Origin of the sequence: Micromonospora parva (assembly GCF_000718515.1) — a bacterium.
GTDB lineage: Bacteria > Actinomycetota > Actinomycetes > Mycobacteriales > Micromonosporaceae > Micromonospora > Micromonospora parva.
Genome location: NZ_JNZS01000032.1, coordinates 1 through 16,060, shown reverse-complemented (window position 1 = coordinate 16,060; position 16,060 = coordinate 1). Strand labels below are relative to the sequence as shown.

Annotated in this window: 14 protein-coding genes; all 14 read left to right on the top strand. The window is 71.8% G+C overall.

Features of this window, described 5'->3' with window-relative positions; genetic code table 11:
* The first annotated feature begins 80 nt into the window (after positions 1 to 80).
* The 14 genes from infB (at position 81) to IF22_RS0129455 (ending at position 15,829) form a co-directional block, all read left to right on the top strand.
* A complete protein-coding gene (infB, locus tag IF22_RS0129525) occupies positions 81 to 3,104 on the top strand; it encodes a translation initiation factor IF-2 (protein WP_030337605.1) in 3,024 nt (1,007 codons plus the stop codon).
* A 90-nt stretch (positions 3,105 to 3,194) separates the two neighbouring features.
* Complete coding sequence (locus IF22_RS0129520; RefSeq protein WP_030337604.1) at positions 3,195 to 3,491, top strand: DUF503 domain-containing protein; 297 nt, start codon at positions 3,195 to 3,197, stop codon at positions 3,489 to 3,491.
* Positions 3,492 to 3,617: 126 nt separating this feature from the next.
* Positions 3,618 to 4,118, top strand: coding sequence for a 30S ribosome-binding factor RbfA (rbfA, locus tag IF22_RS0129515; RefSeq protein WP_030337603.1), 501 nt, complete (start codon positions 3,618 to 3,620; stop codon positions 4,116 to 4,118).
* Positions 4,115 to 5,164 (top strand): DHH family phosphoesterase, encoded by a 1,050-nt coding sequence (locus IF22_RS0129510; RefSeq protein ID WP_030337601.1) that lies wholly within the window; start codon positions 4,115 to 4,117, stop codon positions 5,162 to 5,164. Before rbfA ends, IF22_RS0129510 begins: the two co-directional genes overlap by 4 nt.
* 100 nt (positions 5,165 to 5,264) lie before the next feature.
* Positions 5,265 to 5,672, top strand: coding sequence for a hypothetical protein (locus tag IF22_RS0129505; RefSeq protein WP_030337600.1), 408 nt, complete (start codon positions 5,265 to 5,267; stop codon positions 5,670 to 5,672).
* The gene (locus IF22_RS0129500) at positions 5,672 to 5,881 is read left to right on the top strand and encodes a DUF6186 family protein (protein ID WP_030337599.1); all 210 of its coding nucleotides are present in this window, start codon (positions 5,672 to 5,674) and stop codon (positions 5,879 to 5,881) included. Before IF22_RS0129505 ends, IF22_RS0129500 begins: the two co-directional genes overlap by 1 nt.
* A 728-nt stretch (positions 5,882 to 6,609) precedes the next feature.
* The gene (locus IF22_RS0129490) at positions 6,610 to 7,935 is read left to right on the top strand and encodes an MATE family efflux transporter (protein ID WP_030337597.1); all 1,326 of its coding nucleotides are present in this window, start codon (positions 6,610 to 6,612) and stop codon (positions 7,933 to 7,935) included.
* Positions 7,936 to 7,997: 62 nt separating this feature from the next.
* On the top strand, positions 7,998 to 8,900 hold the full coding sequence (gene truB, locus IF22_RS0129485; protein ID WP_030337596.1) for a tRNA pseudouridine(55) synthase TruB: 903 nt from the start codon (positions 7,998 to 8,000) through the stop codon (positions 8,898 to 8,900).
* 74 nt (positions 8,901 to 8,974) lie between these two features.
* Positions 8,975 to 9,904 (top strand): bifunctional riboflavin kinase/FAD synthetase, encoded by a 930-nt coding sequence (locus IF22_RS0129480; RefSeq protein WP_030337595.1) that lies wholly within the window; start codon positions 8,975 to 8,977, stop codon positions 9,902 to 9,904.
* 199 nt (positions 9,905 to 10,103) lie between these two features.
* Positions 10,104 to 10,373: a 30S ribosomal protein S15 gene (gene rpsO, locus IF22_RS0129475; protein WP_030337594.1), complete on the top strand. Its 270-nt coding sequence runs from the start codon at positions 10,104 to 10,106 to the stop codon at positions 10,371 to 10,373.
* A 226-nt stretch (positions 10,374 to 10,599) separates the two neighbouring features.
* Positions 10,600 to 12,984, top strand: a complete 2,385-nt coding sequence (locus IF22_RS0129470) for a polyribonucleotide nucleotidyltransferase (RefSeq protein ID WP_030337593.1) — start codon at positions 10,600 to 10,602, stop codon at positions 12,982 to 12,984.
* Positions 12,985 to 13,031: 47 nt separating this feature from the next.
* On the top strand, positions 13,032 to 14,429 hold the full coding sequence (locus IF22_RS0129465; RefSeq protein WP_030337592.1) for a M16 family metallopeptidase: 1,398 nt from the start codon (positions 13,032 to 13,034) through the stop codon (positions 14,427 to 14,429).
* A 95-nt stretch (positions 14,430 to 14,524) separates the two neighbouring features.
* Positions 14,525 to 15,277 carry a 4-hydroxy-tetrahydrodipicolinate reductase gene (gene dapB, locus IF22_RS0129460; protein ID WP_030337591.1) on the top strand — a complete coding sequence of 251 codons (753 nt, stop codon included), beginning with the start codon at positions 14,525 to 14,527 and terminating at the stop codon, positions 15,275 to 15,277.
* An 81-nt stretch (positions 15,278 to 15,358) separates the two neighbouring features.
* On the top strand, positions 15,359 to 15,829 hold the full coding sequence (locus tag IF22_RS0129455; RefSeq protein WP_030337589.1) for a GNAT family N-acetyltransferase: 471 nt from the start codon (positions 15,359 to 15,361) through the stop codon (positions 15,827 to 15,829).
* The last annotated feature ends 231 nt before the right edge of the window (positions 15,830 to 16,060 follow it).

The following is a 16,060-nucleotide window of genomic DNA, read 5'->3' as shown; positions in this document are numbered from 1 at the left end:
TCCCTGAAATGACCAGGCTTCAAGTGCACGAGTGAGGTCGCTGCGGGTGCTGCCCGCACGACCTCGGAGTGAGGAGTGCAGTGGCAGGCAAGGCCCGCGTACACGAGCTTGCAAAAGAGCTCGGGGTCGAGAGTAAGACCGTTCTCGCCAAGTTGAAGGAAATGGGCGAGTTCGTGAAGTCCGCGTCCAGCACCGTCGAGGCGCCCGTCGCCCGGCGGCTGCGTAACGCATTCGTCGCGTCCGCCGGTGCCCCGGCACCGGCCGCCCCGTCGGCGCCCGCGTCGACGCCGGCTTCAGCCCCGACCCCGACGCCAACCCCGACCCCGGGCGCGCCCCGGGTCTCGGCCAAGCCGATGCCGCCTCGGCGGCCGGCCGCGCCGGCACCCGGTCCGAAGCCCAAGGGTCCGGTGCCCGGTGCGCCGCAGTCGGCGACTCCGGTCGCCAAGCCGGCGAGTGCCCACGACATCGAGGTGGCGGCCGCGGAGGCGCGTGCCGCCGCGCTGAAGGCTGAGCAGGAGGCCGCGGTCAAGGCCGCGCAGGCCGCCCGCCAGCAGCAGCGGGAGAACCCGGTTCGCCGGGAGCCCCCGGCGGACGGTGGCAGCGGTAACCGTCCCGGCCCTCGGCCGGGTCCCGCGGCGATGCCGCCCCGTCCCGGTTCGCCGGCAGCTCGTCCGAGCGCGCCGGCTCCCGGTCCGGGTGCCCGGCCGGGCGGTCGCCCGCCGGCGCGCGGTGCCGGTAACAACCCGTTCGGCATCCAGGGTGGCCAGCAGCAGCGGCCCCCGGCCGCCGGTGCGGGTGGCCCTCGGCCCAACAGCCCGGCGGGCATGCCGCCGCGGCCGAGCCCGAACTCCATGCCGCCGCGGCCCAGCCCGGCGTCCATGCCGAGCCAGCGTCCGGCTGCCGGTCGCCCCGGTCCCGGTGGGGCTGGTCGTCCCGGCGGCGGCGCAGGCCGTCCCGGTGGCGGTGGCGGCGGCTTCCGTGGCGGTCCCGGCGGTGGCGCCGGTGGCGGTGGCGGTTACCGCGGCGGCCCTGGTGGCGGCGCGGGTGCCGGCGGTGGCGGTGGCTACCGTGGCGGTCCCGGTGGCGGCGGCGGTGCTCCCGGTGGCGGTTTCCGTCCGGGTGCTCCGGCTGGCGGCGGCGGTCGTCCGGGTGCCGGTGGTCGTGGCCGTGGCGGCGGTGCCGCGGGTGCCTTCGGGCGTCCGGGTGGCCGGCCGACGCGCGGTCGTAAGTCCAAGAAGCAGCGCAGACAGGAGTTCGACAACCTGTCGGCTCCGACCATGAGCTCGGGTGCTCCCCGGGGTCAGGGTCAGGTCGTCCGGCTCTCCCGTGGCGCCTCGCTGTCGGACTTCGCCGACAAGATCAACGCCAACCCGGGTTCGCTGGTCCAGGAGATGTTCAACCTGGGCGAGATGGTCACCGCGACCCAGTCCTGTTCTGACGACACCCTGCAGCTGCTGGGTGAGCACCTGGGCTTCGACATCCAGATCGTCAGCCCGGAGGACGAGGACCGCGAGCTGCTCGCGCAGTTCAACATCGACCTCGACGCGGAGGTGGCCGAGGAGCGTCTGGTCAGCCGCGCGCCGGTGGTGACCGTCATGGGTCACGTCGACCACGGTAAGACCAAGCTGCTCGACGCCATCCGCAAGGCGAACGTCGTGGCCGGTGAGGCGGGTGGCATCACCCAGCACATCGGTGCCTACCAGGTGCACGTTCCGCACGATGGTGTGGACCGCGCGGTGACCTTCATCGACACCCCGGGTCACGAGGCGTTCACCGCCATGCGTGCCCGTGGTGCCCAGGTGACGGACATCGTGATCCTGGTCGTCGCGGCCGACGACGGCGTGATGCCGCAGACCATCGAGGCGTTGAACCACGCCAAGGCGGCCGACGTGCCGATCGTGGTCGCGGTCAACAAGGTCGACAAGCCGGAGGCCAACCCGGACAAGGTCCGCCAGCAGCTGACCGAGTACGGCCTGGTCGCCGAGGAGTACGGCGGCGAGACCATGTTCGTCAACGTGGCCGCCAAGCCCGGCATCGGCATCGAGGAGCTGCTCGAGGCCGTCCTGCTGACCGCCGACGCGTCGCTGGAGCTGACCGCTCCGATCGACGGGCCGGCGCAGGGTGTGGCCATCGAGGCGCACCTGGACAAGGGCCGCGGTGCGGTGGCGACGGTGCTGGTGCAGAAGGGCACCCTGCGGGCGGGCGACTCGATCGTCGCCGGTGGGGCGCACGGCCGGGTCCGGGCCATGCTCGACGAGAACGGCAACCAGCTCTCCGAGGCTGGGCCGGCGCGTCCGGTCATGGTGCTGGGTCTGACCGCGCCGCCCGGTGCGGGTGACACGTTCCTCGCCGCGGCGGACGACCGCACGGTGCGGCAGATCGCCGAGCAGCGACAGGCACGGCGGCGGGCGGCGGCATTCGCCAACTCCCGTGGTCGGGCCACCCTCGAGACGCTCATGGAGCAGCTCAAGGAGGGCGAGAAGACCTCGCTCAACCTCATCCTCAAGGGCGATGTCTCCGGTTCGGTGGAGGCCCTGGAGGACGCGCTGTTCAACCTCGACATCCCCGAGGAGGTTCAGCTCAAGGTCCTCGACCGGGGCGTCGGCGCGATCACCGAGAGCAACGTCATGCTCGCGAGCGCCTCGTCCGAGCCGGTCACGATCATCGGCTTCAACGTGCGGGCCTCGAACAAGGTCCGTGAGATGGCCGACCGCGAGGGCGTGGAGATCCGGTACTACACCGTCATCTACCAGGCCATCGAGGAGATCGAGGCAGCGCTCAAGGGCCTGCTCAAGCCGGAGTACGAGGAGGCCGAGCTGGGCACCGCGGAGATCCGCGATGTCTTCCGCTCGTCCAAGATCGGCAACATCTCCGGTTGCATCGTCCGGTCGGGCGTCATCCGACGCAACGCGAAGGCTCGACTGCTTCGGGACGGGACGGTCGTGGCGGACAACCTCACGATCACCTCGCTCAAGCGGTTCAAGGACGACGCCACCGAGGTCCGCGAGGGCTTCGAGTGCGGTCTGACCCTGGGTGGTTACAACAACGTCCAGGTCGGCGACGTCATCGAGACCTTCGAGATGCGGGAGAAGGTTCGCGCCTGATCCGGCAGTGACACGCTGATCAAGGGGTTTACGCCGACCGGCGTAAACCCCTTGATCATGCGGGGCGGGTTGGCGGTATCGTCCGGGGCGATGTTCACCGGAACCGCGGTCTTCGACCTGCTGCTGCCAGGCGACTCCAGGTCGCTCAAAGCCAAGAGATCATATGTACGGCCGATCGTGGCGGCGCTGCGCCGTTTCGAGGTGTCGGCCGCCGAGGTGGGCGCGCTGGACCTGCATGGTCGAGCGCAGCTCGCGGTGGCCGTGGTGGCCGCCGAGACGACGCACGTCCGTGAGGTGCTGGACTCCTGTGAGCGCCTGGTGGCCGCGCGCCCCGAGGTCGAGTTGCTGTCGGTCCGTCGCCGGCTCTACGGGGCGGACGACGACTGACCATGGTGCCGGCTGTGCCGGGCGACCGGCGCGGCCGCGAAGGTAGTGTTCGAGATGTTGGCCGGTCGGCCGGCGGCCTCCGGGCCGCCGGGTCGACCGGGAGCAGGACGCCGTGGAGGTGGCGAGATGTCTGATCCGGCCAAGGTACGCCGGCACGCGGAACGGGTGCGTGAGCTGGTCGCGTCGGTGGTGCGGAGCCAGATCAAGGACCCGCGGCTCGGGATGATCACCATCACCGACGCCCGGATTACCGCTGACCTGCGCGACGCGACGGTCTTCTACACCGTGCTCGGTGACTCGGTGGCCCAGTCGGACACCGCCGCGGCGCTGGAGAGCGCCAAGGGGATGCTGCGCAGCACTGTCGGCAAGGCGCTCGGGCTGCGCCACTCGCCGACCCTCACCTTCGTCCTCGACGACGTGCAGGACCAGGTCAAGCACATCGACGACCTGCTCGCCGCCGCCCGTAACGCCGATGCCGAGGTGCAGCGGCTCGCCGCCCAGGCGAAGTACGCGGGCGAAGCCCAGCCGTACCGGGTGGACGACGACACGGACGAGGCCGACGAGACGGAAGAGGCCGACGAGGCCACCGACGTCAAGGATTCCCCGCGGGGTGGGGAAACGCGGTGACCAGCACCGCCGACGCCCCGCTCGCCGGGGCTACCGGGCTCGGCCCCGCCGAGGCGGACTGGGCCGCGGCCGAGGCGTTGCTGCGGGCTCTCCCGCCGACCGGCCGTACGCTGCTGATCTGCCACGTCAACCCGGACGGCGACGCGCTGGGCAGCATGCTCGGCTTCGGTCTGGGTCTGCGGCAGTTCGGCGTACGCGACGTCCAGGCGACCTTCCCCGGGCCGCCGGAGGTGCCGGAGCCGTTCCGTGGGCTGCCCGGTCTGGATCTGCTGGTCCCGGCAGACGCCGCCGACCCGGCGCCCGATCTGGTGATCTGCTTCGACGCGGCGAGCGTGTCGCGCCTCGGCGACCTGGCCGGGCGGTTGTCGACGGCGGGTGCGGCGCTGGTGCTCGACCACCATGCCTCGAACCCCGGTTTCGGCACGGTCAACCTGGTCGACCCGAGTGCGGCGGCCACGTCGGTCGTGGCCGAGCAGCTGCTGGCCCGGCTCGGGGTGGTGGTCGATCCGGCCATCGCCGAGTGCCTCTACACGGCGCTGACCACTGACACCGGCTCGTTCCGGTTCGAGGCGACCACGCCGGCGGTGCATCAGATGGCTGCCCGGTTGCTGGCGACCGGCATCTCGCCCGGTGACATCTCCCGCCGGGTCTTCGACACCCGGCCCTTCGGCGCGGTTCGCCTCTTCGGCGAGGTGCTCGGTCGGGCCCGGCTGGAGCCGGCCGCCGCTGCCGGCCGGGGGTTGGTCTGGACCTTCGCCACGCTGGACGACCTGGCCCGGCACGACCAGCGGCCGTACGTGCTGGAGGCGTTGATCGACTCGGTGCGATGCACCGCCGAGGCGGATGTGAGCTGCGTGGTGAAGCAGACCCGGCCCGCCGAGTGGGCGGTGTCGATGCGCAGCAAGGGCGCGGTGGACGTCAGTCGGGTCGCGGTCGCCCTGGGCGGTGGTGGGCACACGTTCGCGGCCGGGTTCACCGGTCGGGGCAGTGTCGAGCAGGTGGTCGAGTCGATCCGTGCTCAGCTGGACGCGGCACTGATCGGCTGAGGCCGAACTTCGACCTTCGTCGATCGGATCCGGAAGATCAGGGTCAGCTCCGGGGAGTGTCGGTCTTCCCGCCCTCCGTGTGACCGGGAAGAATTGCGGGATGGAGCAGCCGCACGACCTCACCGTGGAGGCCCCCCGCGCCTGGGACCGGCCCGCCGTCTCCGTTCCCGTTCTCGTCTGCCTGTCGCTCGTCGGTGGCCGGTTCGCGTCCTTCTCCACCGAGGCGAATCTGTTCACCCTCGGCACGGGTGGGGTGCTGATCTGGCTCGGTCTGAGCAACCGGGTGCCGCGCCGGCCCGCACCGCGCCAGCTGGGCGCGGGGGCCGTCTGGTGGGCGGTGCCGGTGGTGGTCTTCGGGGTCTTCGAGGGCGTGACCTTCGTGATGGCTGCCGGCGATGACTTCCCCACCTTCTCCCGGCTGGCCGACCCTCTCCTGGAAGATCATCTGACCCGGTCGGCAGCCTGGTTCGCCTGGTTGGCCGCCTTCTGGGGGCTGGTGCGGCGATGATGCGGGCGATCGCGATCGGCGGGTTCCTCACCGCGCTGGTCCTCTTCGCGGTGGTGGAGTGGATGGCCCGCCGGGAGGGGTCCCGCATCCCCACGTTGGGCGAGGTCTGCGCGTACGTGATGCGGTACGAGGTCGGCTCGGTGCCGGTGGGCCGGATCGGTCTGTTCGGGTTCTGGTGGTGGCTGGGCTGGCACTTTCTGGCCCGCTGAGCCGGGTTGTCGCGTGTCCAGATGGCGGGAACCGTAAGCAGTATGTGGACCTGAACGATAACTTGGGAGAGGGCCTGCGCCGCCTGGCGGTGCAGGTCACGGGCGGTGGTGCCACACCCTGTGCCGCCTCCCTCCAGGGTCGACCGACCCGGGCTCACGTTGCCCAGCCGGCTGCTCCGGTAACCCCGGACCGCCGTGGGGCGCTCAGCACGATCGCCCGTGAGGGCCGCCGCGTGCCGGCGGCTCCCGCCCTGGAAGAGGAGCGCCACCATGCCGAACAAGCCCAAGCCCGAGACCACCACCGACGACGCCCGTGAGCAGGCCCGCCGCGCGCTGCAGACGTCGATGGACACCCGTCAGTGAGTCGACCGCACCAGTGGTGATCCCCTCTGCCGACACGGCCGGGGAGGATCCGACGCCTCTTGGTGCGCCTTTGGAGCTGAATCGTCTACGACATCGCAGGACCTGCCCTGTCTGCGACGTCACGGCCCGCCTCGCCTGGATGTCACAGCCTGCTTCGTCTGCGACGTCACGGCCTGAGTTGTCTGCGGCGTGACCACCCGCTTTGTCTGCGACGTCACGACCTGATTCGTCTGCGACATCAGCTCCAAAGCCTCTGACCCCAGTTACTCGCCCCGGCCGGCCCGACCGCACCCGGCCGACCGGCGACCGGGTAAGCCCTGGGCGGGATTGCGATCCTTACTGTCGTCGTGCCAGGATCGGCGGCGATGAGTCAGACCGCCCCCACCGCCCACCGACCCGCCTCGCCGCGCCGGATCGCCGCGCTGGCCCTGCCGGCCCTCGTGGTGCTCGCCGCCGAGCCGCTGTACGTGCTGGTCGACACGGCAGTGGTCGGTCACCTCGGCCGGGTGCCGCTCGCCGCGCTCGCCGTCGGTGGCACGGTCATGACGCTGACCGCCTGGGTCGGCACCGTGGTCGCGTACGGCACCACCGGGCGCGCGGCCCGCCGGTTCGGCGCGGGTGACCGGGCGGCCGCCGTCTCCGAAGGCGTCCAGTCGTCCTGGCTGGCGTTCGGTGTCGGTCTGCTGATCGCGGTCGGCATGCAGTTCGGCGGTGGCGCGCTCGCACGTACCCTCGTCGGTGGTGGTGGCGAGGTGGCCGACGCCGCCGCGCAGTGGCTGCGGATCGCGGCCCTCGGCGCCCCCGGCCTGCTGCTCGCCGCCGCCGGCAACGGCTGGCTGCGCGGCGTGCAGGACACTCGCCGCCCGTTGGTCTTCGTGCTCGGCCCCAACCTGCTCTCCGCGCTGCTCTGCCCGCTGCTGGTCTACCCCGGCGGGCTGGGCCTGGTCGGCTCGGCGGTGGCCAACGTCGTCGCGCAGACGCTCTGCGGGGTGCTCTTCGCCGCCGCCCTGGTCGCTGAGCGGGTGTCGCTGCGACCCCGGCCCCGGGTGATCCGCCAGCAGCTGGTGCTCAGCCGCGACCTGCTGATCCGTGGGCTGGCGTTCCAGGCCAGCTTCCTGTCCGCGACCGCCGTCGCCGCCCGGTTCGGCGCCGCCGCCGTCGGTGCCCACCAGATCGCCCTGCAACTCTGGTTCTTCACCGCGCTGGTGCTCGACGCCCTCGCCATCGCCGCACAGTCCCTGGTCGGCGCCGCGCTCGGCGCCGGCGACGACGCGGGGGCGCGGGCGCTCGCCCGCCGGATCGGGCTGCTCGGCGGCGTCTGCGGCGTGGGCTTCGCGCTGCTCATCGCCGCCGGCGCCGGCATCGTGCCGTCGTGGTTCAGCTCCGATCCGGGGGTACGCGAGCAGGCCGCCGTCGCCTGGCCGTGGTTCGTCGTCATGCTGCCGCTGGCCGGGGTGGTGTTCGCCCTCGACGGCGTGCTGATCGGCGCGGGCGACGTGCGTTACCTGCGCAATCTCACCATCGTGGCGGCGCTCGGCGGCTTCCTGCCGGCCATCTGGCTGGCGTACGCGCTCGATCTCGGGCTGGGCGGCATCTGGGCCGGGCTCACGGTGTTCGTGGTGATCCGGCTGGTCGCCCTGCTGCTGCGGCTGCGCAACGGCGGCTGGGCGGTGACCGGCGCGGTCCGCTGAGCACCCCGCCGGTCGTCCGGGTCACCCGGGGGCCCGCCCACGCACTCTCCGACAGCGGTCATCTGGCAGGCTTGGCCGACGTGAGCACCGATGGTCTGATCGTGGTCGACAAGCCCGGCGGCATGACGTCGCACGACGTGGTGGCGCGGATCCGCCGACTGGCCAGGACCCGACGGGTCGGGCACGGCGGCACCCTCGACCCGATGGCCACCGGGGTGCTGGTGATCGGTGTCGGCCGGGCCACCCGGTTGCTGACGTACGTGATCGGCGCGGGCAAGAGCTACACCGGCACCATCCGGCTCGGCCAGACCACCGTCACCGACGACGCCGAGGGCGACGTGACCGCCACCGTGCCGGCCGGCCACGTCACCGACGACGCGATCCGCTCGGCGCTGGCCGGGCTCAGCGGTGAGGTGGACCAGGTGCCGAGCGCGGTCAGCGCCATCAAGATCGACGGGCAGCGGGCGTACAAGCGGGTCCGCGACGGGGAGAGCGTCGAGCTGCCGGCGCGGCGGGTCACCATCTCCCGGCTGGCGGTGCTGGCGATCCGCCGCACCGAACCGGACGTGGTGGACGTGGACGTGGACGTGACCTGTTCCTCCGGCACGTACATCCGGGCCATCGCCCGGGACGCGGGCCTGACGCTCGGCGTCGGTGGGCACCTCACGGCGTTGCGGCGCACCGCGGTGGGTGGCTTCACCCTCGCCGAGGCGGCCACCCTCGACGAGTTGGAGCAGCGCGCCCCGGACGTGGTGAACCTGCCCCTGGACGCGGCGGCCGACCGGTTCTTCGCGCGCCGGGAGGCCACGCCCGACGAGGCCCGGGTGCTCGCCCACGGTGGGCCACTGGACCCGGCCGGCCTCACCGGGCCGTACGCCGTGTTCGGGCCGGCCGGCGGCTTGATCGCTATCGTCAGCGAGCGGGACGGCCGGGCTCGGGCGGAGATCGTGCTCGCCCCGGCCTGACCGTGGGCGCAGGTCCGTCGGCCGGCAGCCGGCGGTGTCGACCCGCCGGCGGCGGGACAGCAGAGAGGAACGGCATGCAGCGGTGGCGGGGCTACGACGCGGCGCCCGGCGGGTGGGGACGCTCGGTGGTCACCATCGGCGTCTTCGACGGCGTGCACAAGGGGCACCAGGCGACCATCGGGCACACCGTGGCCCGGGCCCGCGAGCTGGGCGTGCAGTCGGTGGTGGTCACCTTCGACCCGCACCCGGCCGAGGTGGTCCGCCCCGGTTCGCACCCGGCGGTGCTCACCGAGCCGGCCCGCAAGGCCGAGCTGATCGAGGCGCTCGGCGTGGACGTGCTCTGCGTGGTGCCGTTCACCCCGGAGTTCTCCCGGGTGCCGGCCGAACAGTTCGTGCACGACGTCCTGGTCGAGCACCTGCACGCGGCGCTGGTGGTGGTCGGCAGCAACTTCCGCTTCGGGCACCGGGCGGCCGGCGACGTCGCGTTGCTGGAGCAGTTGGGTCGGACGTTCGGCTTCGGCGTGGAGGGCGGCCCGCTGGTCGCCGAGGACGGCACCGTCTTCTCCTCCACGTACATCCGGTCCTGCGTCGACGCTGGCGACGTGGGCGCGGCGGCCGCCGCGCTGGGCCGCCCACACCGCCTGGAGGGGGTCGTGGTCCGCGGCGACCAGCGGGGCCGGGAGCTGGGCTTCCCCACCGCCAACCTGCTCTGCCACCGGTACGCGGCGGTGCCCGCCGACGGGGTGTACGCGGCCCGGCTGATCCGGCGCGGTCAGCGTGAACCGCTGCTCGCGGCGGTCTCGGTGGGCACCAACCCCACCTTCTCCGGCCGGGAGCGGCGGGTGGAGGCGTACGCGCTGGACTTCTCCGGCGACCTGTACGGCGAGCGGCTGGCCCTGGACTTCGTGGCGCACCTGCGTGGTCAGGTCCGGTACGACTCGATCGAGCCGTTGATCGCCCAGATGAACCAGGACGTCGAGCGCACCAGGCGCGCGTTGGCCTGACCGTCGTGGCGTGACGGGCCGCCACCGAGGCCCTTCGCCGGGTGTTACCGGCGAGTGCTGGTAGTCTTGCCGGGACGTCGGGTGACCGGCGTGGGGCCTCGCGTGCCTGCTCGACGCCGCGGGTGCGAGGTACCGGTCCGTTCCCGGTCCATCGGGACGACGGACACCCACTTGATCAACCCATCGAAACAGGGAGAACATGGCGCTCGATCAGGAAGCCAAGGCCAGCATCCGCGCGGAGTACGCGACCGCCGAGGGCGACACCGGTTCGCCGGAGGTTCAGGTCGCGGTCCTCACCAAGCGGATCGCGGAGCTGACCGAGCACCTGAAGGTGCACAAGCACGACCACCACAGCCGCCGTGGGCTGCTGCTGCTGGTCGGCCGGCGCCGTCGGTTGCTCAACTACGTCCAGAAGAAGGACATTGCCCGCTACCGGTCGCTCATCGAGCGGCTCGGTCTGCGCCGGTGACGTGACGGGGGAGTGGCCGGACGGCCGCTCCCCCGTGCCGCGTCCCACCTGAAGAAACACGGGCCGCGCGACCACCCGAGAGGGAGCCGGTCAGCGTACCGGTCTCCGGTAGTGGCCCCCGGGAACCCGGCATCATGCCGACCACCCGGGCGCTTCGATCGAAGACCGGCCGGCTGAGCAGCTCCCCGATGTCGTGGGCCCACGACGCGAAGGAGCACGACAGCACATGACCGAGACCAAACTCGGCACCGAATCCCGCACCGCCGTGATCGACAACGGGTCCTTCGGTACCCGTGAGATCACCTTCTCCACCGGTCGGCTGGCTCGCCAGGCCGCCGGTTCCGTCATCGCCCAGCTGGGCGAGACGGTGGTTCTCTCCGCCACGACCGCCGGTAAGCACCCGAAGGAGCAGTTCGACTTCTTCCCGCTGACCGTCGACGTCGAGGAGCGGATGTACGCCGCGGGCCGCATCCCCGGCTCGTTCTTCCGCCGTGAGGGTCGGCCCAGCGAGGACGCCATCCTCACCTGCCGGCTGATCGACCGGCCGCTGCGCCCGTCCTTCGTCAAGGGCCTGCGCAACGAGGTCCAGGTCGTCGAGACCGTCCTCGCGCTCGACCCGCAGCACCCGTACGACGTCGTGGCGATCAACGCCGCCTCGATGTCGACCAAGCTCTCCGGCCTGCCGTTCTCCGGCCCGATCGGGGCGACCCGTGTCGCCCACATCGACGGCCAGTGGGTCGCCTTCCCGACCCTGGAGGAGCTGGCCCGCGCCACCTTCGACATGGTCGTGGCCGGCCGCACGCTCGACGACGGCGACGTCGCGATCATGATGGTCGAGGCCGAGGCCACCCCGAACGCCGTCGCCCTCATCTCGGCCGGTGCCACCGCCCCGACCGAGGAGATCGTCGCCAGCGGCCTGGAGGCCGCCAAACCGGCGATCCGTGAGCTGTGCCGCGCGCAGAGCGAGCTGGCCGAGGTCGCCGCCAAGCCGGTCACCGAGTTCCCGGTCTTCCTGGACTACCAGGACGACGTGTACGACGCCGTGGCCGAGCTGGCCCGCGCCGACGTGGCCGAGGCGATCACCATCGCCGGCAAGGCCGACCGTGAGGAAGCCCTGGACCGGGTCAAGGCCCGCGTCGCCGAGGAGCTGGGCGCTCGCTTCGAGGGTCGGGAGAAGGAGCTCAGCGCTGCCTTCCGCTCGCTGACCAAGTCCGAGGTGCGCAACCGCGTGCTGCGCGAGCAGGTCCGCATGGACGGGCGTGGCCCGCGCGACATCCGGGCGCTGACCGCCGAGGTCGGGGTGCTGCCCCGGGTGCACGGTTCGGCGCTGTTCGAGCGGGGCGAGACCCAGATCCTGGGTGTCACCACGCTGAACATGCTCCGGATGGAGCAGATGGTGGACACGCTCTCCCCGGAGAACCGCAAGCGCTACATGCACAACTACAACTTCCCGCCGTACTCGACCGGTGAGACCGGCCGGGTCGGCTCGCCGAAGCGTCGGGAGATCGGCCACGGCGCCCTCGCTGAGCGGGCGCTGATCCCGGTGCTGCCGTCGCGCGAGGAGTTCCCGTACGCCATCCGGCAGGTCTCCGAGGCGCTCGGCTCCAACGGCTCCACCTCGATGGGTTCGGTCTGCGCCTCGACGCTGGGCCTGCTCTCCGCCGGTGTCCCGTTGAAGGCGCCGGTCGCCGGCATCGCGATGGGCCTCATCTCCGACGAGGTGGACGGCAAGACCCAGTACGTGACGCTGACCGACATCCTCGGTGCCGAGGACGCGTTCGGTGACATGGACTTCAAGGTCGCCGGCACCCCGGAGTTCGTCACCGCGCTGCAGCTCGACACCAAGCTCAACGGCATCCCGTCGGACGTGCTCGCCGCCGCGCTTCAGCAGGCGAACGAGGCCCGGCAGGTCATCCTCGGGGTCATGAAGGCGGCGATCGAGGCTCCGGCCGAGATGTCCGACTACGCGCCGCGGGTCACCACCGTCAAGATCCCGGTCGACAAGATCGGCATGGTGATCGGCCCGAAGGGGCAGACCATCAACGCGATCCAGGACGAGACCGGCGCCGAGATCTCCATCGAGGACGACGGCACGATCTACGTCGGTGCCACCAACGGCCCGTCGGCCCAGGCGGCCGTCGACCGGATCAACGGCATCGCCAACCCGACGCTCCCGAAGCAGGGCGAGCGGTTCCTCGGCACGGTGGTCAAGACCGCCGCGTTCGGCGCGTTCATCTCGCTCCTGCCGGGCCGCGACGGCCTGCTGCACATCTCCAAGGTGGGCGACGGCAAGCGGGTCGAGCGGGTCGAGGACTTCCTCAACGTCGGTGACCGGGTCGAGGTCGAGATCGCGGACATCGACGCCCGCGGCAAGATCTACCTGGACAAGGTCCGCCCGGAGGGCACCGAGGCTCCGGCCGCCGGTGAGGCCGCCGCTGGCGACCGGCCGGCTGGTCGGGACCGCGGCGACCGGGCTCCGCGTGACCGCGGTGACCGTGAGCGCGGCGGCGACCGTGGCGGGCGTGGCCCGGAGCGCGGCGGCGAGGGCGGTAACGGCGGCGAGGGTGGCGAGGGCGGCGAGCGTCCGCGCCGCCGGACCCGGCACAGCTGATCGTCGTACCTCGCATCACCCACCCCTCGTCGAACCGGGAGCACCACGTGAGTCGGGCCTTCAGCGCGCCGTTTCCACCGGATCGACGGGGGGTGGCTGCGTCTCGGGGCACCGGGGCGGGCCGTTCCGGCGGCACCGCCCGCGCGGTGACCCGGACGCTCAGCGACGACCCGCTGGGCGGCACGGTACGACGTACCGTGCTGCCCAGCGGCCTGCGCGTCCTCACCGAGGCGATTCCGGCGATGCGCAGCGTCTCGTTCGGCATCTGGGTGGCGGTCGGCTCGCGCGACGAGACCGGCCCGCAGGCGGGTGCCGCGCACTTCCTGGAGCACCTGCTCTTCAAGGGCACCCACAAGCGCACCGCACTGGAGATCTCCTCGCAGATCGAAGCGGTGGGCGGTGAGACCAACGCCTTCACCACGAAGGAATACACCTGCTACTACGCGCGGGTGCTGGACGAGGACCTGCCGCTGGCGATCGACGTGATGTGCGACCTGGTCGCCGACTCGTTGTTGGAGCCGGCCGACGTCGAGACCGAGCGCGGCGTGATCCTGGAAGAGATCGCCATGCACGACGACGAGCCGGGCGACGAGGTGCACGACCTCTTCGTCCAGGCCGTCTACGGCGACCACCCGCTGGGCCGGCTCATCTCCGGCACCGCGGAGACCGTCACCCCGATGACCCGCCGGCAGATCCAGAACTTCTACCGGGGGCGTTACACAGCGCCGCAGATCGTCATCGCCGCCGCCGGCAATCTCGACCACGCGGCGGTGGTCAAGCTGGTCCGTCAGGCGGTGCGCGGCACCCCGCTGGACAGCGACCCGGCCAGCCCGGCACCGCACCGCGCGGCGACCCCGGCGGTACGCACCAGGCCGGTGACCACGGTGGTGGAGCCGAAGGAGACCGAGCAGGCGCACGTCATCCTCGGCTGCCCCGGCATCGACCGGCTCGACGATCGCCGGTTCGCCCTCGGGGTGCTCAACAACGTGCTCGGTGGCGGCATGTCCAGCCGCCTGTTCCAGGAGATCCGCGAGCAGCGCGGCCTGGCCTACTCGGTCTACTCCTACGCCAGCCAGTACGCCGACAGCGGCCTGTTCGCCGTCTACGCCGGCTGCGCGCCGGGCAAGGTGGACGAGGTGCTGGCCCTGACCCGCGCCGAGTTGGCCCGGGTGGCCGCCGACGGGTTGACCGAGGCCGAGGTGGCCCGGGGCAAGGGGATGAGCAAGGGCTCGTTCGTGCTCGGCCTGGAGGACACCGGTTCCCGGATGAGCCGGCTGGCGAAGGGTGAGCTGCTCTACGGCGACCTGATGCCCGTCGACGAGCTGCTCCGCCGGGTCGACGAGGTCAGCGTGGAGGACGTCAACGTCCTCGCCGCCGAGTTGCTCAGCCGCCCGATGTCGTTGGCAGTGGTGGGCCCGTTCGGCGCTGGCGACTTCGCGGTCTGAGGGCTGTCGCGGCCCGGTCCGGGGCGCGTCCCGGTCGGTGGAGCCGCCCGGATCCGACGACTGGGGCACGTCCCGATTGGGATAGGTTGTGCCCCGTGACTGACGAGCAGGAGAAGATTCGGGTCGGCGTGTTCGGCGCGCGCGGCCGGATGGGCATCGAGGTCTGCAAGGCCGTCGACGCCGCCGACGACCTCACCCTGACGGCGTCGATCGACCAGGGCGACAGTCGTTCGGCCGTCTCCGCCGCCGAGGTGGTCGTCGACTTCACCACGCCGGACGTCGTGATGGACAACCTCCGGTGGTGCGTCGAGCAGGGCATCAGCGCGGTGGTCGGCACGACCGGCTTCACCGAGCAGCGGTTGGAGCAGGTGCGCGGCTGGCTGGCCGACCGGCCCGAGGTGGGTGTGGTCATCGCCCCGAACTTCGGCATCGGCGCGGTGCTGATGATGCAGTTCGCCGCCCGCGCCGCCCGACACTTCGAGTCCGTCGAGATCATCGAGCAGCACCACCCGCGCAAGCTGGACGCCCCGAGCGGCACCGCCACCCACACCGCCCGGCAGATCGCCCGGGCCCGCGCCGAGGCCGGCCTCGGCCCGGTGCCGGACGCCACCAAGGACGAGGTGCCGGGTGCGCGCGGCGCCGACATCGACGGGGTACGCGTCCACGCGGTGCGCGCCACCGGCCTGGTCGCCCACCAGGAGGTGCTGTTCGGCGGCATCGGCGAGACGCTGACCATCCGACACGACTCGTACGACCGGGTGTCGTTCATGCCGGGCGTGCTGCTGGCCGTCCGCGCGGTGCGCAACCGCCCCGGCCTCACCGTCGGCCTGGACGCCCTGCTCGACTGACCGCAGATCTTGGACAGTTTCCGTTCTCCCGTGACGGAAACTGTCCAAGATCTCTCTGTCCGGGCCGGGTAGCATCCGCCGATGATCGATAACGCACACCTGGATCGGCTCGGTCGGCGGGTCACACTCCGGCCGGTCGACGACGACAACTGGCGGGCGGTGGCCGACGTCGCCCCGCGCGACGACCAGCGCCGGTTCGTGGCCGCGCTGGGTGCCCGCTACCTGCTGCTCAGCATGCGCTCCGACGTGTGGAACTCCCTGGCCGTGTACGCCGACGAGACCGTCGTCGGCCACGTCATGTGGGGTGTGGACGACGACGGCTCGCACTGGATCGGCGGGATGCTGATCGACGCGGCGGAGCAGGGCCGGGGCGTCGGCCGGGCCACCGTGCAAACCCTGGCGCCCTGGCTGGCGGCCCAGGACGGAAACCCCCCGGTCCGCCTCTCGTACCACCCGGACAACACCCCAGCAGCGGCGCTCTACACCTCCCTGGGCTTCCACCCCACCGGCGCCATGGACGACGACGAGCTGATCGCCGAACAAGCCCCCTGACCCTCACCCCCGCGATCTTGCACTTTCTGCGGTGGCACAAGGGGCATTCCACGCATCCCGACAACCGAAACCGCAAGATCGCCGGAGCCGCCCGGTCTGACCCTGTGTCGATCATGGAGTTGTTGCCTCGCAGAAGGGGCACACATGGAGCTTTCGCCCATCACAACTCCATGATCGACGGGGCCAGGGCCAGGGCGAGGGCGAGGGCGGGGCGGGGGCTATTGGGGGAGG